This is a genomic window from Mesorhizobium sp. RCAM 06353, assembly GCF_059683585.1.
In genome coordinates this window covers 2,781,606-2,802,601 of record NZ_CM185031.1, presented here as the reverse complement: position 1 = coordinate 2,802,601, position 20,996 = coordinate 2,781,606, and the positions used below count along the sequence as shown (strand labels likewise).

20 protein-coding genes and 1 pseudogene are annotated in these 20,996 nt (G+C 64.7%); 11 read left to right on the top strand and 10 right to left on the bottom strand.

Going from position 1 to position 20,996, the window contains the following annotated elements:
* Nucleotides 1-29: 29 nt before the first annotated feature.
* From hemF to AC56QX_RS13220, 4 genes are all read left to right on the top strand, one after another.
* Nucleotides 30-944, top strand: coding sequence for an oxygen-dependent coproporphyrinogen oxidase (gene hemF / locus AC56QX_RS13235; protein ID WP_497116456.1), 915 nt, complete (start codon nt 30-32; stop codon nt 942-944).
* 193 nt (nt 945-1,137) lie between these two features.
* The gene (locus AC56QX_RS13230; protein WP_027030667.1) at nt 1,138-1,323 is read left to right on the top strand and encodes a DUF1059 domain-containing protein; all 186 of its coding nucleotides are present in this window, start codon (nt 1,138-1,140) and stop codon (nt 1,321-1,323) included.
* A gap of 295 nt (nt 1,324-1,618) precedes the next feature.
* Complete coding sequence (locus AC56QX_RS13225; protein WP_497116454.1) at nt 1,619-2,215, top strand: hypothetical protein; 597 nt, start codon at nt 1,619-1,621, stop codon at nt 2,213-2,215.
* Between the two features lie 83 nt (nt 2,216-2,298).
* Complete coding sequence (locus tag AC56QX_RS13220) at nt 2,299-3,279, top strand: S8 family serine peptidase (RefSeq protein WP_497116452.1); 981 nt, start codon at nt 2,299-2,301, stop codon at nt 3,277-3,279.
* A gap of 21 nt (nt 3,280-3,300) precedes the next feature.
* On the opposite strand, the gene AC56QX_RS13215 is transcribed toward AC56QX_RS13220, so the two are convergent.
* From AC56QX_RS13215 to AC56QX_RS13205, 3 genes are read right to left on the bottom strand one after another with little or no spacing between them, the layout of a single operon-like run.
* A complete protein-coding gene (locus AC56QX_RS13215) occupies nt 3,301-4,563 on the bottom strand; it encodes a CCA tRNA nucleotidyltransferase (protein ID WP_497116450.1) in 1,263 nt (420 codons plus the stop codon).
* Nucleotides 4,560-5,192: a CoA pyrophosphatase gene (locus AC56QX_RS13210; protein ID WP_497117750.1), complete on the bottom strand. Its 633-nt coding sequence runs from the start codon at nt 5,190-5,192 to the stop codon at nt 4,560-4,562. Before AC56QX_RS13210 ends, AC56QX_RS13215 begins: the two co-directional genes overlap by 4 nt.
* A complete protein-coding gene (locus tag AC56QX_RS13205) occupies nt 5,192-5,821 on the bottom strand; it encodes a DUF1285 domain-containing protein (RefSeq protein WP_497117749.1) in 630 nt (209 codons plus the stop codon). The genes AC56QX_RS13210 and AC56QX_RS13205 overlap by 1 nt, the downstream gene beginning before the upstream one ends.
* Nucleotides 5,822-5,963: 142 nt before the next feature.
* Between AC56QX_RS13205 and AC56QX_RS13200 the strand changes: the two genes are divergently transcribed.
* Genes AC56QX_RS13200 through AC56QX_RS13185 form a run of 4 tightly spaced genes read left to right on the top strand, consistent with a single transcriptional unit; the run spans nt 5,964 to nt 12,846 of the window.
* Nucleotides 5,964-6,968: an AAA family ATPase gene (locus tag AC56QX_RS13200; protein WP_477224130.1), complete on the top strand. Its 1,005-nt coding sequence runs from the start codon at nt 5,964-5,966 to the stop codon at nt 6,966-6,968.
* Nucleotides 6,968-7,945, top strand: coding sequence for a DUF58 domain-containing protein (locus tag AC56QX_RS13195; protein WP_497116448.1), 978 nt, complete (start codon nt 6,968-6,970; stop codon nt 7,943-7,945). Before AC56QX_RS13200 ends, AC56QX_RS13195 begins: the two co-directional genes overlap by 1 nt.
* The gene (locus tag AC56QX_RS13190; protein WP_497116446.1) at nt 7,942-10,764 is read left to right on the top strand and encodes a DUF4159 domain-containing protein; all 2,823 of its coding nucleotides are present in this window, start codon (nt 7,942-7,944) and stop codon (nt 10,762-10,764) included. Before AC56QX_RS13195 ends, AC56QX_RS13190 begins: the two co-directional genes overlap by 4 nt.
* 3 nt (nt 10,765-10,767) lie before the next feature.
* Nucleotides 10,768-12,846, top strand: a complete 2,079-nt coding sequence (locus AC56QX_RS13185) for a hypothetical protein (RefSeq protein ID WP_497116444.1) — start codon at nt 10,768-10,770, stop codon at nt 12,844-12,846.
* Between the two features lie 250 nt (nt 12,847-13,096).
* On the opposite strand, the gene clpS is transcribed toward AC56QX_RS13185, so the two are convergent.
* The 4 genes from clpS to AC56QX_RS13165 all read right to left on the bottom strand — a co-directional run bounded on the left by clpS (nt 13,097) and on the right by AC56QX_RS13165 (nt 14,610).
* Complete coding sequence (clpS, locus tag AC56QX_RS13180; RefSeq protein ID WP_172234679.1) at nt 13,097-13,402, bottom strand: ATP-dependent Clp protease adapter ClpS; 306 nt, start codon at nt 13,400-13,402, stop codon at nt 13,097-13,099.
* Nucleotides 13,403-13,542: 140 nt separating this feature from the next.
* Nucleotides 13,543-13,857, bottom strand: coding sequence for a hypothetical protein (locus AC56QX_RS13175; RefSeq protein WP_497116442.1), 315 nt, complete (start codon nt 13,855-13,857; stop codon nt 13,543-13,545).
* A 164-nt stretch (nt 13,858-14,021) separates the two neighbouring features.
* Nucleotides 14,022-14,273 carry a hypothetical protein gene (locus AC56QX_RS13170; protein ID WP_497116440.1) on the bottom strand — a complete coding sequence of 84 codons (252 nt, stop codon included), beginning with the start codon at nt 14,271-14,273 and terminating at the stop codon, nt 14,022-14,024.
* 37 nt (nt 14,274-14,310) lie between these two features.
* Nucleotides 14,311-14,610 carry a hypothetical protein gene (locus AC56QX_RS13165; protein ID WP_019860700.1) on the bottom strand — a complete coding sequence of 100 codons (300 nt, stop codon included), beginning with the start codon at nt 14,608-14,610 and terminating at the stop codon, nt 14,311-14,313.
* 280 nt (nt 14,611-14,890) lie between these two features.
* Between AC56QX_RS13165 and AC56QX_RS13160 the strand changes: the two genes are divergently transcribed.
* Together AC56QX_RS13160 and AC56QX_RS13155 are read left to right on the top strand one after the other, a co-directional pair.
* Nucleotides 14,891-15,607 (top strand): response regulator, encoded by a 717-nt coding sequence (locus AC56QX_RS13160; RefSeq protein ID WP_497116438.1) that lies wholly within the window; start codon nt 14,891-14,893, stop codon nt 15,605-15,607.
* Nucleotides 15,604-17,013, top strand: coding sequence for an ATP-binding protein (locus AC56QX_RS13155; protein WP_497116436.1), 1,410 nt, complete (start codon nt 15,604-15,606; stop codon nt 17,011-17,013). Before AC56QX_RS13160 ends, AC56QX_RS13155 begins: the two co-directional genes overlap by 4 nt.
* A gap of 6 nt (nt 17,014-17,019) precedes the next feature.
* Here AC56QX_RS13155 and choV read toward each other — a convergent pair.
* The 3 genes and pseudogenes from choV to AC56QX_RS13140 form a co-directional block, all read right to left on the bottom strand.
* Nucleotides 17,020-18,200, bottom strand: a pseudogene (gene choV, locus AC56QX_RS13150) (choline ABC transporter ATP-binding protein).
* Entirely contained in the window at nt 18,197-19,051 is an 855-nt protein-coding gene (choW, locus tag AC56QX_RS13145; protein ID WP_497116434.1) for a choline ABC transporter permease subunit, read from the bottom strand. Before choW ends, choV begins: the two are co-directional and overlap by 4 nt.
* A gap of 132 nt (nt 19,052-19,183) precedes the next feature.
* Nucleotides 19,184-20,119 carry a choline ABC transporter substrate-binding protein gene (locus tag AC56QX_RS13140; protein ID WP_497116432.1) on the bottom strand — a complete coding sequence of 312 codons (936 nt, stop codon included), beginning with the start codon at nt 20,117-20,119 and terminating at the stop codon, nt 19,184-19,186.
* Between the two features lie 257 nt (nt 20,120-20,376).
* Here AC56QX_RS13140 and AC56QX_RS13135 point away from each other — a divergent pair, with 257 nt between their 5' ends.
* A complete protein-coding gene (locus AC56QX_RS13135; RefSeq protein ID WP_027044004.1) occupies nt 20,377-20,988 on the top strand; it encodes a thymidine kinase in 612 nt (203 codons plus the stop codon).
* Nucleotides 20,989-20,996 lie beyond the last annotated feature (8 nt).

Genomic DNA, 20,996 nt, shown 5'->3' with positions numbered 1-20,996 from the left:
CTCACCGCCCCGCAACCGGAGACGGCGCTTTGGAACGACCTGAAATACAAGCTGGCCTGCCCGCCGACATCGAAGAGAAGAAGATGAAGGCCCGCCTGTGGTTCGAAGCCTTGCGCGAACGCATCTGCGGCGCCTTCGAGCAGATCGAGCAGGATCTCCAGGGCCCGCTCGCCTCTTGGTCGCCGGGCCGTTTCGAAAAGACGCCGTGGGAGCGTGACCAGGGCAAGGGCGGCGGCGGCACCATGTCGATGATGCATGGCCGCGTCTTCGAGAAGGTCGGCGTCCACACTTCGACCGTTTATGGCGAGTTCTCGCCCGAATTCAGGAAGCAGATGCCCGGCGCCGAGGAAGACCCGCGCTTCTGGGCCTCCGGTATTTCGCTGATCGCGCATCCCTGGAACCCCAACGTTCCGGCCGTCCACATGAACACGCGCATGGTGGTCACCTCCAGGCAATGGTTCGGCGGCGGCGCCGATCTGACGCCGGTGCTCGACCGCCGCCGCACCCAGGACGATCCCGACACCGTCGCTTTCCACCGCGCCATGCAGTTCGCTTGCGAAAAGAACGCTGATGTCGCCGATTATCCGAAATTCAAGACCTGGTGCGACGAGTATTTTTACCTGCCGCACCGCAACGAGCCGCGCGGCACTGGCGGCATCTTCTTCGACTGGCTGCATTCGGACGAGGACAAAGGCGGCTGGAATGCCGACTTCAACTTCGTCCAGGATGTCGGGCGCTCCTTCCTCGTCGTCTACGGCCACCTCGTGCGCGCCAACTTCAACGAGAACTGGACCGACGGCGACCGCGACGAACAGCTCATCCGCCGTGGCCGCTACGTCGAATTCAACCTGCTGCACGATCGCGGCACCATCTTCGGCCTGAAGACCGGCGGCAATGTCGCGTCGATCCTGTCCAGCCTGCCGCCGGAGGTGCGCTGGCCGTAACATCAGCCAGAGCGGTTCCGTCCGGAATTGGCGACAGAGCGGGCGATGCACGATGCTTTGATGCAACCAGACCGCTCCTCCCGTGTTATAGTCTCCACCCCGCTCACATCAGGGAATTCAACCCGGAATGCATCGTGAGCCAAAAAAAGTGGCGGAGCCTCGACCGGCTCCCCGGAGGAAAAGGAGACATCTCATGAAGGAATTTCACTGCGGGTCGCTCGTGCCCGGCTGTGAGTGGCACACCCGTGCCGATGAGGAAGCCGAAGTGATGCGCCGTGCCGTCGAGCATATGCGCGAGACGCATGGCGAGACTGTTATCCGCGAGACGATGATCGAGGCGATCCGCTCGCGCATCGAGAAGGTTCGCGACGCCGCCTAGGTTTTGCCCGGCTTTGCTTCGTGGGCGGCGGCAAGCGAACCGCGTCGGCGCTCACCTTTGGTGGTAAAAACAGCTTAGGGCCGCGACGCCCGCGACTCGCGTCTGACGCCATCGCGGTCGCGGCGCGAGGCAGATCTTTTCAGGTCGAAAAATTATATTTGCCCCCGCTAAAGTAAACCCTGCGGTAACCGAACCCGTGCCAATGTCGCGCGGATAATCCGGCTACAGTGGGCTGCCAGAGAAGCCCGTCGCCACCAGGCACTGATCCGGAACGGTGGGGCGAGGTGTTTCGCGCATGCGCGAAAAGTCCGGCAATCGAGTGCGTTTGCGCACGGCGGCGCTCCTGCTTTGCGGGCTCGTCGGGGCGTCCCCGTCTATTGCCCAGGAAATCTCCATCGCCCAGGAAATGACGACATCGCTGGTCGACATCCATCAGGGCTCGCCGCTCAGCGATCGCGCCAGAGGCCTGGGCAATGGCGGTTACGAGCTGCAGAACGGAACCTTTGTATCGTTCAACCAATGGTACCGCGCGAGCTGGGTCGACATGCATGTGGACCTGCTGACACAGATCACCGAGGATACCGGCATCCTTTGGGGTTTCGGAACCGGAGAAGAGGGTGAGAAGTATCGGATCGAGCCCAGCCTCAAGCTTGGCTTCCTCACTCAGATGCATCCCAATCCCAACAGCACGCTTTCCCTGTCGCTCACCACGACCTTCGGCGGCAAGCTCACCGAAAAGTCCTGCGAAGCCGACTATGGCGATCTGGGCAGCTACAGCGTCAATTGCCGGCTCGCGGCCAGCCAGATGGCGCCTGAGGAAACGTTGAAATATCTGGTTAATGCTAAACCGGAAAGCCAGCATCTCTGGCTGAATTACCGTGTTACGTTCTGATCGCCACGAGGTTGCAAATGCAGAATTCATCTCGCCCCGAAAGCGATCGCTCATCCTGGTTCTTGTCTGACTGGAGTAGGAACATGTCGGGTACTTGCATGAAGTTCGGCCTCGCCGCCGCCCTTGTCATCCTTTCGGCGCCATTCGCGTCGGCGCAGGAGGCCCTCGACGCTGACGAGATGGCCGCGCTCTGCCACGGTGGCGGATCCATATGCGTGAGCGCGACGATCCCGGCCGCACCGGCGACGCAGGCGGTACAGAACTGGATGAGCCCCGATGTCGGCGCCGCATGGGCGGCAGGCTACAAGGGCAAGGGCGTCACCATTACCATGGTCGACGACTTCAGCAGCTCGTCACGCTTCTCCGGCAATTTCGGCGTTGGGGTTCAAACCCAGCGGCACGGTGAGTGGACCCGCGAGGAAGCCAGCATGGTTGCGCCCCTGGCGACGATCAGGTCGAAGGACTTCACCACCAGCTCATACGTCCCGCTGGCGAGCGGCCTGAATGTGCTCAATCTGAGCTACGGCATGTACGCCAAGGCGGGCTACAGCCCGAACCAGATCGGGTGGGCCCCGGAGGAAGCTTCCATCATCTCCTATGCCGCCAAAGGGCTAGCTGTTGTCTCCAAGGCGGCTGGCAACGACTCGGTTGCCGTGGGCGGCGTCACAAGCGGCCAGCAGGATTATCTCGACATCGCTTTGATCGGCAAACCTTCGGCTATTTTCGTCGGCGCGCTGTCCACCAACGGCACGACGTCCAACAAGGCCCAGCTTGCCTGGTATTCCAACTACGCCGGCTCCAACACGGCTGTGCAGAGCCATTTCCTCGTCGTGGGTGTCACCGGCGACAAGACCGGCCTTTACGGCACCTCCTTCGCCGCGCCGATCATTTCAGGCTACGCTGCGATCATCGGCAGCAAATTCACCAAGGCTACGCCGACCCAGATCACCAACGATCTACTCAATACGGCTCGTACCGACACGCTGGTCAACTACAGTGCATCCGTCTATGGCAAGGGAGAGGCGAGCCTCTCACGCGCCCTGGCCCCCGTAGCGATTAAGTAGGTGAGCGACGCTGGCATTTGATTAGGTTTCAAGTGCCTTTGCGGCGCGTCCGAGCAGCGCGCCGCGATCAGGCGCAAACCCCGCTTCGATCCATTCCGCCTCAAGGTTCTTGAGGATTTCGCCCAGTTTCGGCCCAGGCGTTGCGCCGAGCGCCGCCAGATCGGCGCCTTTCAGCGGAAACACCGGTTTTTCCCATTTGAGCGCAAAGGCCAACAGGCGCGAAAAGCCGCCGGCTTCGAGCAGCGCGGCATTGTCCTCGACAGCGCGTACCCTGGCTCCGGCAAGCGACAGCCGCAGCCGATCGACAAACCCTTGCTTGTCGCCGCGATAAAGCCTTTTCGCCAGTTCGCCCTCGGTCGTCTTCGGCTCGACGGCCGTGGAGAGTGCCCAGTGGCGCAAGCGGTCTGATTCCGCTGTCGAAAACCTCAGCCGCTCGGCGAGTATCTTCATGCGCGCGGCATCCGGCGGCACGATCGCCGCCAGCCGCAGCATAGGATCCGCCGCCCAGCCCAAATCCTTCTCGGCCTTGGTCAGCCCGTGGATGGCATCGATGCCCCATTTCTCGCTTTCCGGCAGCGCGGTGGTCAGCACACTTGCCTGCCGCATCCACAGCAGCGCCCGCGACGGGTCAGGCGCCGACAAAAGCTTCTTCAGTTCGGACCAGACGCGCTCGGCCGAGAGTTGGGCCAAGCCCTCCTTCAGCCGGGCGCAGGCCTTCAGCCCGTCGGCGTCCGGCCGGCCTTCGCCATACCAGGCGAAAAAACGGAAGAAGCGCAGGATGCGCAGATAGTCCTCGCGGATGCGCGCTTCCGCATCACCAATAAAGCGCAGCCGGCGCGTCTCTATATCGGCAATGCCACCGACAAGGTCGACGACAGTGCCGTCGGCCTCGGCGTAGAGCGCATTGATGGTAAAGTCGCGCCGCTCGGCGTCAAGCTTCCAGTCGCGCCCAAACGACACCTTGGCGCGGCGGCCGTCGGTCTCGACGTCGGCGCGCAAGGTGGTGATTTCATAGGGTTTTCCGCCGGCAACCACCGTGATCGTGCCGTGCTCGATGCCGGTCGGCACCGCCTTGAAGCCCTCCGCCTCGGCGCGGCGGATGGTTTCCTCAGGCAAACAGGTGGTGGCGATGTCGATATCGGCGACCGGCTGGCCCATCAGCGTGTTGCGCACCGCGCCGCCGGCGATACGCGCCTCCTCACCGCCCTCAGCCAGGGCGGCAAGCAGGCGCTGCAAATGCTTGTCGGCGAGCCAGTCGGCCCTGCCCGCGATCGAAACACTCACGCATAGAGCCTTTCATAGAGCGTACGGATGATGCCGGCGGTGACGCCCCAGATGCGCCGGTCGCCATAGGGCATGTCGTAGAAGAACCATTCGAGATCGTTCCACATGCGACTGTCGCGCTTGTGGTTCACCGGGTCCATCAGGAAGCGCAGCGGCACTTCGAAGGCGGCATCGACCTCCTCGGCGTTCAAAGTCAACTGGAAGCCGGGCTGCACGATGCCCAGCACCGGCGCTATGCGGTAGCCGCTGCCGGCGACATAGTCGGGCATGCGGCCGATGATCTCGATGCGGTCCTGGCCAAGCCCGATCTCCTCGAAGGTCTCGCGCAGCGCCGCCGCCTCCGGGCTGGCGTCGGTGGAATCGATGGTGCCGCCGGGAAAGGCCACCTGCCCCGAATGGCTGCGCAGCTTTTCGGCCCGTTTGGTCAGAAGAACCGTCGCCTCCCCATCATGATCGACCACCGGGATCAGCACCGCTGCATTGCGCAGCGCCTTGCCCTGGTTGAGGCGTGGATGACCCGGATTGAAGCGATGGTCGCCATAGTCGTCGCCGGCATGCGCCTCCGGCTGCGCGGCGAAGCGCGCGCGAAAATCCGCCGACGAAAACGGCGCCGGCGAGACCCGGTCCATCATGCGCTCAGCCGTTTCAACTGGTCCGCCGGCATGATCGGAAACAGAGCGCCCTTCGAGCGCACGGCAAACATCGTCTTGCCGCCGATTTCGATCTCCTCGCCATGCCCGACCAGTTCGTACATGACAGGCCGCCCCACCAGCGCTTCAAGCCTGCCGCGCACCAGCACGTAGGGCTTCAGGCCGCCGGTCTCGTTCTCGTCGACGAAGCGCAGCGGCCGCTCCGGCCCGGCCTCGACCACGTCGCCGACATTGGTGCGGAAGGTGATGATCTGTTCATCGCCACTGCCCGAAACATCCATTTCGACGGCGATGAACGGCGCGTCGGCGACGCGAATGCCGACCTTTTCCACAGGCGTCACCAGATAGGTCCTGCCGTCAGCGTCCTTGCGCAGCACGGACGAGAAGAGCTGCACCAGCGGCATGCGGCCGATCGGCGTGCCCAGATAGAACCAGGTGCCGTCGGCCTTGATCTCCATGTCGAGATCGCCGCAAAAGTCGGGATTCCAGCGCTCGACGGGTGCTGCGCCCTTGCCGGCACGCGCCGCGCGCGAGATCAGCGCCTCCAGGCCGCGCGCCTCGGTGGCGCTCGTAAGGCTTTGTTCGCGATGTTCGTCGTGTTCCGTCATCGTCACGAAATAGTCACTGTTGTTCCGCTTGTCAGCCTAAGTCTGTGATTTAAGTTCGACCATAGGCGCTACGCGAGGCCGAATCGCGGCAACCTATGATATGATGCGGGCCGGTATTTCCAACCAAAGGGATCGATGCGGCATGAGCGTGATGGTCAAGGAAAGCCCGATCAGCGAGAAGGACATGGTCGCCGAGGCCGAAAAGGCGCTGGCCGACATTTCCAGGATCCGCGACGGGGTCGGCCGGGTGATCTTCGGCCAGGAGAACGTCGTCGAGCGCACGCTGGTGGCGGTGCTGGCTGGTGGCCATGCGCTGCTGGTCGGCGTTCCCGGCCTCGCCAAGACCAAGCTGGTCGAAACGCTGGGCGTCGTGCTCGGCCTCGATTCGCGCCGCATCCAGTTCACGCCCGACCTGATGCCGTCGGACATCCTCGGCTCCGAGGTCATGGAGCAGGACGAGACCGGCAAGCGCTCCTTCCGCTTCATTTCCGGGCCGATCTTCGCCCAGCTGCTGATGGCCGACGAGATCAACCGCGCCTCGCCGCGCACCCAGTCGGCGCTGCTGCAGGCGATGCAGGAATACCATGTCACCATTGCCGGCGCCCGCTACGACCTGCCGGCACCCTTCCATGTGCTGGCAACGCAGAACCCGCTGGAGCAGGAAGGCACCTATCCGCTGCCCGAAGCGCAGCTCGACCGCTTCCTGATGCAGGTCGACATCCTCTATCCGGAGATCGAGGCCGAGCGCCGCATCCTGCTGGAGACCACCGGCATCGAGGACGCCAAGGCCCAGAACGTGCTGCAGCCGGCACGCCTCAAGGAAATCCAGACGCTGATCCGCCGCATGCCGGTGCCCGAAAGCGTGGTCGAGGCGATCCTGACCCTGGTGCGCTCGGCGCGTCCCGGCCAGGGCAATGCCGAGACCGACAAGCATGTCGCCTGGGGCCCCGGCCCGCGCGCCAGCCAGGCGCTGATGCTGTGCACGAGGGCGCGCGCGCTCTACGATGGACGGCTGGCGCCATCGGTTGACGATGTGCGTGCGCTGGCCGAGCCGGTGCTGCAGCACCGCATGGCGCTGACCTTCGCCGCCCGCGCCGAAGGCACCAGCGTGCGCGATGTCGTGGCGAAGCTCGTGAAAGGAATTTGATGGCGCGCATCGGCGAGGTCCAGGCTCCGGCAGCGACGCGCGACGCGCTCGCCCGTGGCCGGTTGCGGGCTTCGCTTGTGCCCGACCTGCTGGTCGAGGCGCGGCGCATCGTCAACACCGTGATCGCCGGCTGGCATGGCCGCCGCAAGCGCGGCATCGGCGAGAATTTCTGGCAGTTCCGGCCCTATGTCGAGGGCGATTCATCGCGCATCGACTGGCGCCGTTCGGCCCGCGACGACCACACCTATGTGCGCGACCGCGAATGGGAAGCCGCCCATACGGTGTGGCTGTGGGCCGACCCCTCGCCGTCCATGCTCTACAAATCGACCGGCGCCAGCGTTTCCAAGCAATCGCGCGCGCTGGTGCTGGCGCTGGCCATGGCCGAACTGCTGTCGCGCAGCGGCGAGCGCATCGCCTGGCCGGGCCTGACCGACCCGTTCACCGCCCGCAACGGCGCAGAGCGTATCGCCGCCCAGCTGATGCATGCCGGCGACCTGCCGGCAAAACCTGACCTCACAGACATCAGGCGCTTCTGCGACATCGTCATCGCCAGCGATTTCCTCGATCCGGTCGAGGAGACTATGGAATGGCTTGACGTGCTCGCCCGCCACGGGGTGCGCGCCCATCTGATCGAGGTTGCCGACCCGGCCGAGGAAACCTTCCCCTATGCCGGCCGCACCGAGTTCACCGATCCCGAGACCGGCGACAAGCTGACCGCCGGACGCGCCGAGATGCTCGGCGACGAATACCGCCTGCTCTACACCGCCCGTCGTCAGGAGCTGGCCGCCTGGTGCAAGCGGCTCGGTTGGAGCTTTACCGTCAACCACACCGATCGGCTCGCGTCCGAAGCGCTGGTGCGCCTGCACATGGCGATGACCGCCGATGGCGGCTATGCCGGGCCGACCGCAGGTCGTGCCGGTAGCGGTCGTGCCGGCATGATCGCCAGTGGCGATCAGCCAGGAAAGGCGGTCGCATGAGCTGGCTGCCACTCTCCTTTGGCGCCCCCATGGTGCTGTGGGGCCTGCTGGCGCTGCCGGTGATCTGGTGGCTGCTCAGGCTGACGCCGCCCAAGCCGCAGGCCGAAATCTTCCCGCCGCTGAAGATCCTGGCGCGCGTACTGAAGCGCGAGGAGACGCCGCATCAAAGCCCCTGGTGGCTGACATTGCTCAGGCTGCTGATGGCGGGCCTCATCGTCGCAGCCCTGGCCGAACCGGTCTTCAACCCGCGCGAAAAACTGCCGGCCGAGGGTGCGGCCCTTGCGCTGGTCATCGACAATGACTGGGCCAGCGCCGCCGACTGGAACAAGCGCGTCGCCACCGCCGAGCGGCTGATCAAGGACGCCGGCTCGAACGGCGTGCCGGTGATCATTGCCTTCACCGCCGAAAAGGCCAATGCCGAGATCGGCCCCTTCGATGCCGCCGCCGCACTCGACCGGCTGCGCGCCGCCAAGCCGCGGCCGATCCCGACCGACCGGCCCGCCGTCTATGCCCGCGTCGCCGGCGTGCTGGAAACCTTGCCCGGTGCCAGCGTCGCCGTGCTGGCCGATGGCCTCGCGGCCAAGGGCGATGAGGCAGCCTTCAACACGCTGTTGTCGAAGAATGCTGCCCGTGTCGTCTGGGCCGTTGCCGATCGGCTTTCGCTAACCGGTCTGACCGGCGCCGACAACCAGGTCGACGGCTTTGCGCTCACCGCCATCCGCGCGCCGGGCGATCCGGCCCCGGCACAGGTCACTGCCGGCGCCTTCGACGACAAGGGGCGCCGCATCGCCGATGCAACGCTGACCTTTGCACCGGGTGAAGCCACCGCCACCGGTACGATGGCAGTGCCGTTCGAGCTGCGCAACGACTTCGCCTCGATCGCGCTCGACGGCGAGCGCCGGGCAGGCGCGGTGCGCGTGCTCGACGAAAGCTCCAAGCGCCGCCGCGTCGGGCTGTTGTCGCAGGCCGAGGCCGACCAGGCGCAGCCGCTTTTGTCGCCGCTCTACTACATCAGGCGCGCGCTGCAGCCTTTCGCCGATCTGGTCGAGCCGTCGAGTGCCGATCTCGCCGACGCCATCCCGCAGATCCTCGACCAGAAGCCGGCGATGATCATTATGGCCGACGTCGGCACCATCCCGGCGCAGGTCCGGCAAAGGCTGGTCGACTGGGTCGACAATGGCGGCACGCTGGTGCGTTTCGCCGGCTCGCGGCTGGCCGCCGCCGGCAATGATGACGATTTGCTGCCGGTCCGCCTGCGCACCGGCGAGCGTTCGCTCGGCGGCGCGCTGTCATGGACCTCGCCGCAGCCGGTCACCGAATTTCCCAAGGCCGGACCCTTCGCCGATCTGTCGCCGCCAACCGAGGTGACCGTAAGCAGACAGGTGCTGGCCGAGCCGACGCCCGACATCGTCGAGCGCACCTGGGCAGCGCTCGCCGATGGCACGCCGCTGGTCACCGGGCTGAAGAAAGGCAAGGGCACGCTGGTGCTGTTCCACGTCACGCCCGAGGCGACATGGTCGAACCTGCCGATCTCCGGCAGCTTCGTCGAGATGCTGCGCCGCATCGTCCAGCTGTCGCGCAACCAGGGCGCGGCGATCGCCAATGCCGAAGCCGCCGCCACATCGCTGGCGCCCTACCGCATGATCGCGGCCGACGGTTCGCTGGTGCCACCGACGCCGGATGCGCGGCCTCTGGTGCCCGGCGCCGGCGCGCTGCCGGTGACCTTCGAGAACCCGCCCGGCCTCTACGGCTCCGAGACCGGCGTCTTCGCCCATAATTTGCTCGATGCTGCCAGCACGTTTGCGCCGCTGGCGCGCCCGCAAATCGCCGTGCCGGTCACCACGATCCAATATGCCTTCGATGAATCGCGCAATCTGAAGGGGTCGCTGGTCGCGGCCGCCCTGGTGCTGATGGTGCTCGACACGCTGGCGGTGTTCTGGATGGGCGGCCTGTTTTCGCGCCGGCCGCGCCGCGCCGGCGCGGTGGCCACCACCGCAGCGGTCCTGATTGCGCTTGGCGCACTGTTCGGCCATGCCGATTTCGCCCGCGCCGACGATGCCAAGCCGGGCGACGATGCGGCCATCGAGGCGATTTCGAAGACCCGCATCGCCTATGTGCTGACCGGCGTGCCGGGCGACGATTCGATCAGCCGCGCCGGGCTCGAAGGCCTGACCCGCTTCCTGATCGAAAAGACCGCACTCGAACCCGGCGCACCGGCCGGCGTCGACATTGCGAAGGACGAATTGTCCTTCTATCCCTTGATCTACTGGCCGATCGATCCGGCCGCACCCATGCCGAGCCAGGCCGCGATCGCCCGCATCGACGCCTATATGCAACAGGGCGGCACGGTGCTGTTCGACACGCGCGACCAGTTCGCCAACGGCATCGGCGCCGATTCCACCAGCCCGGCGACCGAGCGGCTGCGCGACATCCTGGGCAACCTCAACGTGCCGCCGCTGGAGCCGGTGCCGTCGGACCATGTGCTGACCAAATCCTTCTTCATCCTGCCGGAATTTCCCGGCCGCTTCGCCGGCAGCCCGCTCTGGGTCGAGGCATCGCTCGAAGCCAGCAATGCCGACAACCGTCCGGTGCGCACCGGCGACGGTGTTTCGCCGATCATGATCACCGCCAATGATTTCGCCGGCGCCTGGGCGGTCGACGAGAATGGCGATCCGCTGCTGCCGACCGTGCCGAACGATCCGATGCAACGCATCTATGCGCTGCGCGCCGGCGTCAACATCATGATGTACATGCTGACCGGCAACTACAAGTCCGACCAGGTGCATGTCCCCATACTGCTCGAACGGCTGGGGCAGTAAGACATGAACTGGTCGATCTCCTTCGAACCGCTGATCTCCTGGCCATTGCTGGCTTTGGTGCTGGTGCCGCTGGCGCTGCTTGCCCTTATCGGCCTGTGGTTTCGCCAGCGCGGCGGTGTGCTGCGCTTCGTCGCCCTGCTCGCGCTCGCCGCCGCTTTGTTCAACCCGGTGTTCCTCAATGAGGAGCGCGAGCCGCTGAAGAGTATCGTCGCGCTCATCGTTGACCGCAGCCAGAGCCAGGACATCGGCGACCGCACCAGGCAGACCGATGAGGCGGTGGCCGGGCTGCAGCAGCGTCTTGGCCGCTTCAAGCAGTTCGACGTGCGCGTCGTCGAGGCCGGCAAGTCCGATGCCGCCGAGGAGCGGACCGAAACGCGGCTGTTCGGCGCGCTGGAAGGCGCCTTCCGTGACGTGCCGCCGTCGCGCATCGGCGGCGCCATCATGATCACCGATGGTGAGGTGCATGACGCGCCCCCGGGCGCGCCCGACTTCAACGCCCCGCTGCACGCTTTGATCACCGGCAATGACCACGAAAAGGACCGCCGCATCCGCTTCGAGAACGCGCCGCGTTTCGGCATCGTCGGCAAGCCGCTCGACATGAGCTATCGCGTCATTTCGACGGAAAACGAGACCGGCCCGGTCGATGTACGCGTCTCGGTCAATGGCGAGCAGGTCTCGGTCGAGCATGCCACCGTCGGCCAGCCCATGCCGTTGCAGGTGACCATCCCGGGGGCCGGCCGCAACATCATCGAACTCGCCATCGACCGCGAACCGGGCGAACTGACCGACACCAACAACCGCGCCATCGCGCTGGTCGACGGCATCCGCGAGAATCTGCGCGTGCTGCTCGTTTCGGGCGAGCCGCATGCGGGCGAGCGCACCTGGCGCAATCTCTTGAAATCCGACGCCTCGGTCGATCTCGTCCATTTCACCATTCTGCGGCCGCCGGAAAAGCAGGACGGCACGCCGATCAACGAATTGTCGCTGATCGCCTTTCCGACCCGCGAGCTGTTCGTCGAGAAGATCAAGGACTTCGACCTCATCATCTTCGATCGCTACCAGCACCGTGACGTGCTGCCGATCCTCTATTACGACTACATCTCCGAATATGTCGAAAAGGGCGGCGCTCTGCTGATCGCCGCCGGCCCGGAATATGCCGGCGAGGCTTCGATCGCGCGCACGCCACTGATGTCGGCCCTGCCGGCGATGCCGACCGGCGAGGTGGTCGAAAAGGCGTTCTATCCGCGGCTCACCGAACTCGGCCAGCGTCATCCGGTGACGCGCGGCCTCGATGGTTCGGCCACCGAGCCGCCGCACTGGAGCCGCTGGTTCCGCACCATCGGCGTGCAGAATCCGCAAGGCGAAGTGGTGATGAAGGGTGCCGACAACCGGCCCCTGCTGCTGCTCGACCGCAAGGGCGAAGGCCGCGTCGGCATGCTTCTGTCCGACCAGGGCTGGCTGTGGGCGCGCGGCTTCGAGGGCGGCGGGCCGCATGTGCAGCTCTACCGGCGCATCGCCCATTGGCTGATGAAGGAGCCCGAGCTCGAGGAAGAGCGGCTGACCGCCGAGGGGCGCGGCATGGTGCTGGAGATCCGCCGCCAGACCATGGCCGACGATCCCGGACCGGCGCAGATCATCACGCCCTCCGGCAAGACGGTGACCGTCAAGCTCGACAAATCCGAGCCCGGCGTCTTCCTTGGCAGCGTCCAGACCAATGAGATCGGCCTCTTCCAGGTCGCCAATGGCGATCTCACCGCCCTCGCCCATGTCGGACCAGTCAACGCGCCGGAATTCGCCGACGTCGTCTCCACCGAGAACCGGCTGAGAGCGCCGGCTGAGGCCACCGGCGGCAGCGTGCGCCGCCTGGCCTCATCCTCGGCCCTCGGCAGCGACGTGACCTTGCCCTCCATCGTGCCGGTGCGCTCGGCCGGCGAAGCGTCGGGCAGCGACTGGATCGGCCTGCGCACCACCGACGACAGTGTGCTCAAGGCCGTCTCGCGCGTGCCGCTGTTCGGCGGCTTCCTCGGCCTCGGCCTGCTGCTGCTGGCGATGGGCTCGATGTGGTACCGCGAGGGACGGTAGCGCGGCGCCGTTTTCCTTCTCCCCGTTCACGGGGAGAAGGTGCCCGAAGGGCGGATGAGGGGGTGAGAACGAAAAGCCAATTGCTTGGCTTTTCGAGCTTCGAACGCCCTGAGCCTGCGAAGGGCCGGCTCCTATGCTATCTGTTATCCAACCGCGGCGAACCGGCCCCTGCCCTCCGCTATGGCTCCGGGCGTTCGTCGCTTCAATCGACAAATCGTTGTCGATTGATCGCCCTGCGGGCGACCACTCCTCACTCCTCCGGCTCCGTCGTGAACAGCAGCGGATAGCCCTTGGCCTTGCCGGCATCGGTGGCCCGCGTTGCCTTGGTTTCGGCGACATCCCTGGTGAACACCGCGACCACGCAGACGCCGAGCCGGTGCGCGGTGATCATGACGCGGTGCGCCTGGTCCTCGCTGAGCTTGAACTCGCCCTTCAGCACCGTCACCACGAATTCGCGCGGCGTGAAATCGTCATTGATGAGGATGACCTTGTAGAGCTTTGGCCGCTCGGTCTTCGGCTCAACCTTCGTACGCGGCTTTGTGGTGTTTTCAGGCATCGGAACCGACAGTTTCGCGATCGGGGCTTCACCGCCCATTTTGCCACGGGCGGCAGCGATCGTCCATTTTGATTGGCGTGCGGACCACCGGCGGGGCAGCCCGGTCATTCACAATCATGTGGGGAATTGTCGGGTGCGGTTCAACGGCCCTGACGGCCGAAGACGCGGTGATGCGCGGCGGCATCCGCCCGGCGTTCCAACCACGCCGCGATCGGCCATCCGGCAACGCAGACCAGCGTCACGGCAAGGAGCACGATCAGCAGCCACGCCTGGACGGGCGTAATGTAGTCCCAGTTGCTGGAAATTATCGGCGCGAACAGCGACGGTTCGGTGCGGCCACTGGCCGGGTCGGGTACGGGGCTGGCGGTGAGCAGAATCAGCCCCCTGGCGACACCGGTGGCCACGAGGCCGCCAATCACCATGGAACGCAAAATGGACGAAAGCCGCTTCTTCATGCGGATTGTCCTACACGGCCGGCGTTGAAAACGGGTTAAGTCAGATCGAGGTGGCTGGCTGTGAGCCGCCGGTGTTCAGCCGCTCGATCGGGTGCCTGGCAGAAGGCCGCCCCAGCCAGTTGCGGCTGGGACGGCCTTGATAGGAAAGTGTCGTCGGACCTGGATCAGGCCTTCGGAGCAGCCTTGTCCGTGGTCTTCTTCACCGGCTTCTTGGCAGGAGCCTTCTTGTGCTTGACCTTCTTGGAGACCTTCTTCACCGGGGGCTTGGCGGTGGCGTCAGCAGCCGGAGCGGTGGTGGTCGTCGTGGTCGAAGCAGCCGGAGCAGCGGTCGTGGTGGCAGCGGCGTTGCCGAGAGCGGGCATCGCGAAAGCCAGAGCAACGGCGAGACCGGTGGCGGACAGGATGGACTTTTTCATGGCTTCATTTCCTTTTTATGCGGGTCGATGTTGAGTGTCACTGGACCGGGTCGTTCGGTGTCACTCCAAGCAGCTTCAAAGCGTTGGCGAGCATCCGGATGCCCTGTGCCTGTTTCTTGGCGGCGCAGTACCGGTTGCCCTTTCTCTGAAGTGCCTTTGCCGCGGTGACCTGCGTTGCCGTGGCGTGGGTTTCGAGGGCTTCATCAAATTGGTGGCTGAGATTGGCGCACCGTTCGCTCCGGGTGAGCGGCGCCTTTGCGTCCGACTGGCCGACAGCGGCAGTGACCAGGCCAAGGCCCAGCAACGCACCCAACAGACTGATCGACAAGCTTGGCATCGGTTTTTCCGTGAACCCGGAGATTAGCGTCGCAGCCGATAACCTGACCGCCACGGCACCGTTATGCCGCCCTACCTTTTCAGGAGTTTTTCCCGATTGTAGAATTTTGTTTCTGGATTGTGTCTGGCCGGAGCGCAGCGAAGTGGCCATAGCTTTCCATGTGGAGAAGGCGGAATTCATTCTCCCTTGAAATGCAAGGCACTGGCCAACATATGGCCCGAATTCTATCGTGTGGCTCACCAGCCAGGATGACTTGGCCGGCAACCAAACAGGGCACCTCGTGAAATCCGACGCACACATACTGATCGTCGATGACGACAAGGGCATCCGCGACCTGCTTCAGGAGTTCTTCCAGAAGCGGGGCCTGCACACTTCGGTTGCCGCCGACGGCATCGAGATGGAGGCCATACTGCGCCGCGCACAGGTGGATCTCATCGTGCTCGACGTGATGCTGCCCGGCAAGAGCGGGCTGGAATTGTGCCGCGACCTGCGCGCCCTATATACGACGCCGATCATCATGCTGACCGCTGTTACCGAGACCACCGACCGCGTGGTCGGCCTGGAGATGGGCGCCGACGACTATGTGCCCAAACCCTTCGATCCGCGCGAACTCCTGGCACGCATCCGCGCCGTGCTGCGGCGCAATGGTGCCGCCGAGCCGAAGCGCGCCACCACCAAGCAGATCTACCATTTCGCCGGCTGGACGATGGACTGTTCGCGGCGCCGGCTGACGGCGCCCGACGATGTCAGGGTCGAGCTGACCATGGCCGAGTTCAACCTGCTGCAGACCTTCGTCAAGAGCGCCCAGCGCGTGCTGACCCGCGACCAGCTGATCGAACTCTCCGGCGGCGACAGCGACTATTCCTTCGACCGCAGCATCGACATCCTGGTCAGCCGGCTGCGGCGCAAGATGGAAGATGACCCGAAAACGCCGAAACTGATCCTGACGGTGCGCAGCGGCGGCTACCAGTTCCTGCCCGAGACAACCTCCGAATGAGACGTCTCCTGCCGCAGACCTTGCCTGTCTGGGTGCTGCTGATCGTCATATCAGGCCTTTTGATCAGCCAGGTCGCGACCCTCTACATCGTGTCGCGCGACCGCGCCGCCGCCAACGATGTGGTCGACCTCTACCGCCTGAACGACCGCGCCTTCTCGCTGGTGCAGCTGATGAGCGGCGCCACGCCCGAGGAGCGCAAGGCAACCGCGGCGGGCCTATTCAACGCAACCTACGCCCTCACCGTCTCGGACACGCCCGCCGTCACCTCCTCGATAGCCGGCGACGACGAGTTGGCCGAACTCGAGGACATCCTCGTTGGCCGGCTGTCGAAATTCGGCGTCACCGATGCGCGCGTGCGGCGCGATCCGGCGACGCGCGAGGCCGACGACGCCAGCGGCACCGTGGCCGGTCCCGATGTCGGCCAGGTCGAACGCGACCTTCTGGTGCTCGCCGCCGATTTCGCCGAGAGCGACAAGCTGACCGCCTCGCTGCGCTTTGCCGACGGCCAGTGGCTGAACTTCACCGAGCCGGTCACGCCCGTCGGCCCGATCCTGAGCTTCGACAGCCTGCCGCTCTATTCACTCATTGCCGGCCTGGTGGTGATCATGTCGATCTGGTCGCTGCGCCGGCTGACCGCGCCCTACCGGATGATGGAAACCGCCGTGAACCGGATCGGCAAGGATTTGAAGAGCCCGCCGATCGCCGAGTCGGGCAGCCGCGAGGTGCGTGCTGCCGCGAGAGCAATCAACGCCATGCAGGCGAGGCTGCGCGAATATGTCGAGGACCGCGAGCATCTTGCCGCCGCGCTCGCGCATGATTTGCGCACGCCGATGACGCGCATGCGGCTGCGGCTCGAACTGTTGCGTAAATCAGCGGTTCGCGAGGCACTGGCGCACGATCTTGCTGATGTCGAGAGCATCGCCAGTTCCGTGATCGACTTCGCCACTTTCGAGGTGAACGAGGAAAAGACCGAGCGCATCGACTTCTGGTCGCTCGTGGAATCGATTGCCGACCCCTATCCGGAGGTCTCGTTCGACAATGACGATACCCGTTCTCGCGGCCTGATCTGCATCGCGCGGCCGGTGGCGCTCAAACGCTGCGTCACCAATCTGGTGCAGAACGCGGTCACCTACGGCAAGAAGGCGCATCTCAGCCTGCACCGCTCAGACGGCACCATCACGCTGACCATCCGCGACGAAGGGCCGGGCATACCGCAGGCCCAGATCGATGCCGTCTTTGGCTCCTTCGTGCGCCTCGAACAGTCCCGCAACCGCCAGACCGGCGGCCTCGGCCTCGGCCTCACCATCGCCCGCAATATCGCGCGCGCCGCCGGTGGTGAGATCAGGCTGTCCAACCATCCGGATGGGGGATTGCTGACGGAGCTACGCCTGCCGCTGGCGGCCTGAACCGCTTTACCTTCTCAGCACCGCGCTCAGCACATCGCGGATGCCGATAGCGCCGACGAAGCGCGACTGGTCGTCGAACAGCGCCACGGGCGCGGTCTGTGAGCGGTGCATGGCGAGCATCACGGTTTTCAGCGAGGTGCCCGGATTGGCCCAGAACACTTGCGCTGCTTCCTCCGACTGGGACTCGACATCGGCGCAGGAGACCCACACCGCCGGCTTGCCGTCGCGTTCGGCCGCCGCCACCAGGCCGTGCTCGTCGATCTTGAAGCGCGTCGTCTTGCGCCGGTCGAGCCACACCCAGCCATTGTCGCCATGATCGAGGTCGCGGCGGTCGCGCATCACGTTCCAGGCCGTCAGCACCGAGAGCGGGTTCACATTGGCGATGAAGTCGCGGACATAGTCGTTGGCGGGGCGCAGCACGATGTCTTCCGGCGCGCCGGTCTGGACGATACGCCCGCCCTCCATGATGGTGATGTGGCTGCCGATCTTCAGCGCTTCCTCAAGGTCATGGCTGACGAAGATGATGGTCTTCTTCAGTTCCGCCTGCAGCTGCAGCAATTCATCCTGCAGCTTGGTGCGGATCAGCGGATCGAGCGCCGAGAACGGCTCGTCCATCAACAGAATCGGCGCCTCGGTGGCGAAGGCGCGGGCAAGGCCAACGCGCTGCTGCATGCCGCCCGACAGCTCGTGCGCGTATTTCTTCGCCCACTGGTCGAGATTGACCAGCTTGAGCTGCTTGTGAACGCGCTCCTTGCGTTCGGCGTCCGGCACGCCGGCGAGTTCGAGGCCGAGGCCGACATTCTCCTCCACCGTGCGCCACGGCAGCAGGCCGAACTGCTGGAACACCATCGCCACCTGCTTCTGCCGCAGCCGCCGCAAGGTCGCCTCGTCGCAGGTGACGACGTCGACGGTCTTGTCGCCGTCCTTGACCAGCACCGGCCACGCGACACCACGTTCAGCCGGTTGACGGCTCGAAGCAGCGTCGACTTGCCCGAACCCGACAGGCCCATCAGCACCGAAATCTCGCCCTCGTTGACGGTCAGGCTGGCGCCTGCACAGCCCAGCACATTGCCGGTCTTCTCGAGAATTTCGGCGCGCGTCGCACCCTTGTCGATCATCGCCAGCGATCCAGCCTGATCGGCGCCGAAGACGATATCGACATTCCTGAAATCAACGGCGACGGTCATTTCTTGCCTCCAACGGCAATGCGGGTCATCCGGTCGAGCACGATGGCGAGCACGACGATGGCGAGGCCCGCCTCAAGCCCAAGATCGATGCGGCGCGAACCAAGTGCGCGGTTGATTTCCGTGCCGAGGCCGCCGGCGCCGATGAGGGCCGCAAACACCACCATCGACAGCGACAGCATGATCGACTGCGTCAGGCCCGCCATGATGGTCGGCAAAGCCGAGGGCAGTTCGACTTTCCACAGCAATTGGCTCTTGGTGGCGCCGAACGCCTCGCCGGCCTCGACGATCGACTTCGGCACCGAAACGACGCCGAGATGGGTGAGCCTGACCGCGGTCGGAATGACGAAGATGATGGTGACGATCAGGCCGGGCGCGTTGCCCAGTCCGAACAGCGTCAGCACCGGGATCAGGTAGACGAAGGTCGGCAGCGTCTGCATCAAATCGAGCACCGGCAGCATGATCCGGTAAACCTTCGGCTTGTGCGCCGCCCAGATACCGAGCGGCACGCCGATGGCCATGGCCATGGCGGCGGCGGCGACGACCAGCACCAGGGTCTGCACCGTCTGCTTCCAGAGGTTCTGGTTGATGATGAAGATCAGCCCGAGGAAGACGCCGATGGCCAGCGGCCGCGAGCGTTGCAGCAGCCAGGCGACGATGGCGATGACCAGCGCCAGCAGCACCGGCGGCACCATCAGCAGGATGTTGACCAGCCCGTCGAGGAGGAAATTGAGGCCATTGGAGAAGGCCCTGAAGATGGTGTCGAAATTGTCGGTCAGGAAGCCGAAGAACGCCTTTCCCCAGGCCCCTATCGGGATCTTGTGATCGACCATGAATTGCGAAATCGGATCCATTTCACCCCTCTTCGTCCAGGAGCCGCCCTGCTCTCGGCTCGCGCAACGTCATCTTGTCACAGGATATGAAAAAGGGCAGCCTTTTCTAAGATGGCTGCCCTTCCTGGTTCGGCTTTGCCGAATTCAGTCGGCTCAGCTTCCGAGCGCGGTCTTGACGGCCGCTGCCGCGTCGCCACCGTCAAAGGTGGTCACGCCGGCGATCCAGGGGGCAACCGCACCCGGATTTTTCTTCAGCCAGTCGGTCGCCACCGTGGTGGCATCGCCGCCCTTGAGGATCGCGTCCATCATCTGGCCTTCCATGTCCAGATTGAACTTCAAATTGGCGATCAGCTTGCCGGCATTCGGGCATTCGGTGGTGTAGCCCTTGCGCACGTTGGTGAACACGGTGGCGGCGCCGAAGCCGCTGTCGCCCATGCCGTCGAGATAGGTGATCTTCATGGCGCCCATCACCGGATGCGGCGTCCAGCCGAGGAAGGCAATCCACTCATTGTTCTTCATCGACTGCTCGGCCTGGGTCAGCATGCCGGCCTCGGAGGATTCGACCAGCTCAAAGCCGTCGAGCTTGTCGGCGGGATTCTTGATCATGTCGAGGATGATGCGGTTGCCGTCATTGCCGGCCTCGATGCCGTAGATCTTGCCGTTGAACTTGTCCTTGAACTTGCCAAGGTCGGTCAGCGACTTGACGCCGGCATCCGCGACGTAGGTCGGCACGACGATGCCGTAGCCGGCGCCGGTCAGGTTGGTGCTGATGGTCTCGACCGAGCCGTCGGCGGTGTAGTCCTTGATGTCGTTGGTCATCGACGGCATCCAGTTGCCGAGGAAGACGTCAAGGTCCTTGTTCTTCAGCGAAGCCATGGTCACCGGCACCGACAGCTGGATCACCTTCGGCTCGTAGCCGAGCGCGGTGAGCAGCACCGAGGCAACCCCGGTGGTCGCCTGGATGTCGGTCCAGCCGACATCGGAAAGACGCACGGTCTTGCAGCTTTCCGCATCGCCGGCAAAAGCGGCGCTCGTGGACAACAAAGCCGCCAGGCCGAGGCCGGCGGCGAAGGAATTCATACGCGACATTGTTAGTCTCCCATTGTGATTCTTTGGCGAAGCGTAGTTACGGTTTCTCTGCCCGCCTTGTTTCGTCAGCCAAACACCATTCTGGTGTGGATTCAAGCGTCAAGGCAATCACGATCAACGGCGCGGACTGGCCAATCAGCGACACGGTTGACGCTTTTGTTGTGCCAGTCGGTTTTTTCACGGGCGTTCCTGCTTTTTCGGGGGAATGCGGCGGCAGCCCCTCCCAGTGCCGAGGCAAGTCGGCTTAAAAGAGCGGCATGGCCAAGCTCTACTTCCACTACGCAACGATGAATGCCGGCAAGACGACGATGCTGCTGCAGGCCTCGTACAATTATCGCGAGCGCGGCATGACGACGATGCTGTTCGTTGCAGGCCACTACCGCAAGGGCGACAGCGGCCTGATCTCGTCGCGCATCGGACTTGAGACCGAGGCCGAGATGTTCCGCGACGGCGACGATTTGTTCGCCCGCGTCGCCGAGCATCACGATCATACGACGGTGCATTGCGTCTTCGTCGACGAGGCGCAGTTCCTCGAGGAGGAGCAGGTCTGGCAATTGGCCCGCATCGCCGACCGGCTGAACATCCCGGTCATGTGCTACGGACTGCGCACCGATTTCCAGGGCAAGCTGTTTTCCGGTTCGCGCGCGCTGCTGGCGATCGCCGACGATCTGCGCGAGGTGCGCACCATCTGCCGCTGCGGCCGCAAGGCGACGATGGTCGTGCGCCTTGGCGCCGACGGCAAGGTGGCCCGCCAGGGCGAACAGGTGGCGATCGGCAAGGATGTCTATGTCTCGCTCTGCCGCCGTCACTGGGAAGAAGAAATGGGCCGCGCCGCGCCCGACGATTTCATCGGCTTCATGAAATCCTGACCCGCGAT

Coding starts and splice junctions, on each gene's coding strand:
- AC56QX_RS13230 (WP_027030667.1), top strand. CDS start 1,138: ATGAAGGAATTTCACTGCGGGTCGCTCGTGCCCGGCTGTGAGTGGCAC.
- AC56QX_RS13225 (WP_497116454.1), top strand. CDS start 1,619: ATGCGCGAAAAGTCCGGCAATCGAGTGCGTTTGCGCACGGCGGCGCTC.
- AC56QX_RS13220 (WP_497116452.1), top strand. CDS start 2,299: ATGTCGGGTACTTGCATGAAGTTCGGCCTCGCCGCCGCCCTTGTCATC.
- AC56QX_RS13210 (WP_497117750.1), bottom strand. CDS start 5,192: ATGGACCGGGTCTCGCCGGCGCCGTTTTCGTCGGCGGATTTTCGCGCG.
- AC56QX_RS13205 (WP_497117749.1), bottom strand. CDS start 5,821: ATGACGGAACACGACGAACATCGCGAACAAAGCCTTACGAGCGCCACC.
- AC56QX_RS13200 (WP_477224130.1), top strand. CDS start 5,964: ATGAGCGTGATGGTCAAGGAAAGCCCGATCAGCGAGAAGGACATGGTC.
- AC56QX_RS13195 (WP_497116448.1), top strand. CDS start 6,968: ATGGCGCGCATCGGCGAGGTCCAGGCTCCGGCAGCGACGCGCGACGCG.
- AC56QX_RS13190 (WP_497116446.1), top strand. CDS start 7,942: ATGAGCTGGCTGCCACTCTCCTTTGGCGCCCCCATGGTGCTGTGGGGC.
- AC56QX_RS13185 (WP_497116444.1), top strand. CDS start 10,768: ATGAACTGGTCGATCTCCTTCGAACCGCTGATCTCCTGGCCATTGCTG.
- clpS (WP_172234679.1), bottom strand. CDS start 13,402: ATGCCTGAAAACACCACAAAGCCGCGTACGAAGGTTGAGCCGAAGACC.
- AC56QX_RS13175 (WP_497116442.1), bottom strand. CDS start 13,857: ATGAAGAAGCGGCTTTCGTCCATTTTGCGTTCCATGGTGATTGGCGGC.
- AC56QX_RS13170 (WP_497116440.1), bottom strand. CDS start 14,273: ATGAAAAAGTCCATCCTGTCCGCCACCGGTCTCGCCGTTGCTCTGGCT.
- AC56QX_RS13165 (WP_019860700.1), bottom strand. CDS start 14,610: ATGCCAAGCTTGTCGATCAGTCTGTTGGGTGCGTTGCTGGGCCTTGGC.
- AC56QX_RS13155 (WP_497116436.1), top strand. CDS start 15,604: ATGAGACGTCTCCTGCCGCAGACCTTGCCTGTCTGGGTGCTGCTGATC.
- choW (WP_497116434.1), bottom strand. CDS start 19,051: ATGGATCCGATTTCGCAATTCATGGTCGATCACAAGATCCCGATAGGG.
- AC56QX_RS13140 (WP_497116432.1), bottom strand. CDS start 20,119: ATGTCGCGTATGAATTCCTTCGCCGCCGGCCTCGGCCTGGCGGCTTTG.
- AC56QX_RS13135 (WP_027044004.1), top strand. CDS start 20,377: ATGGCCAAGCTCTACTTCCACTACGCAACGATGAATGCCGGCAAGACG.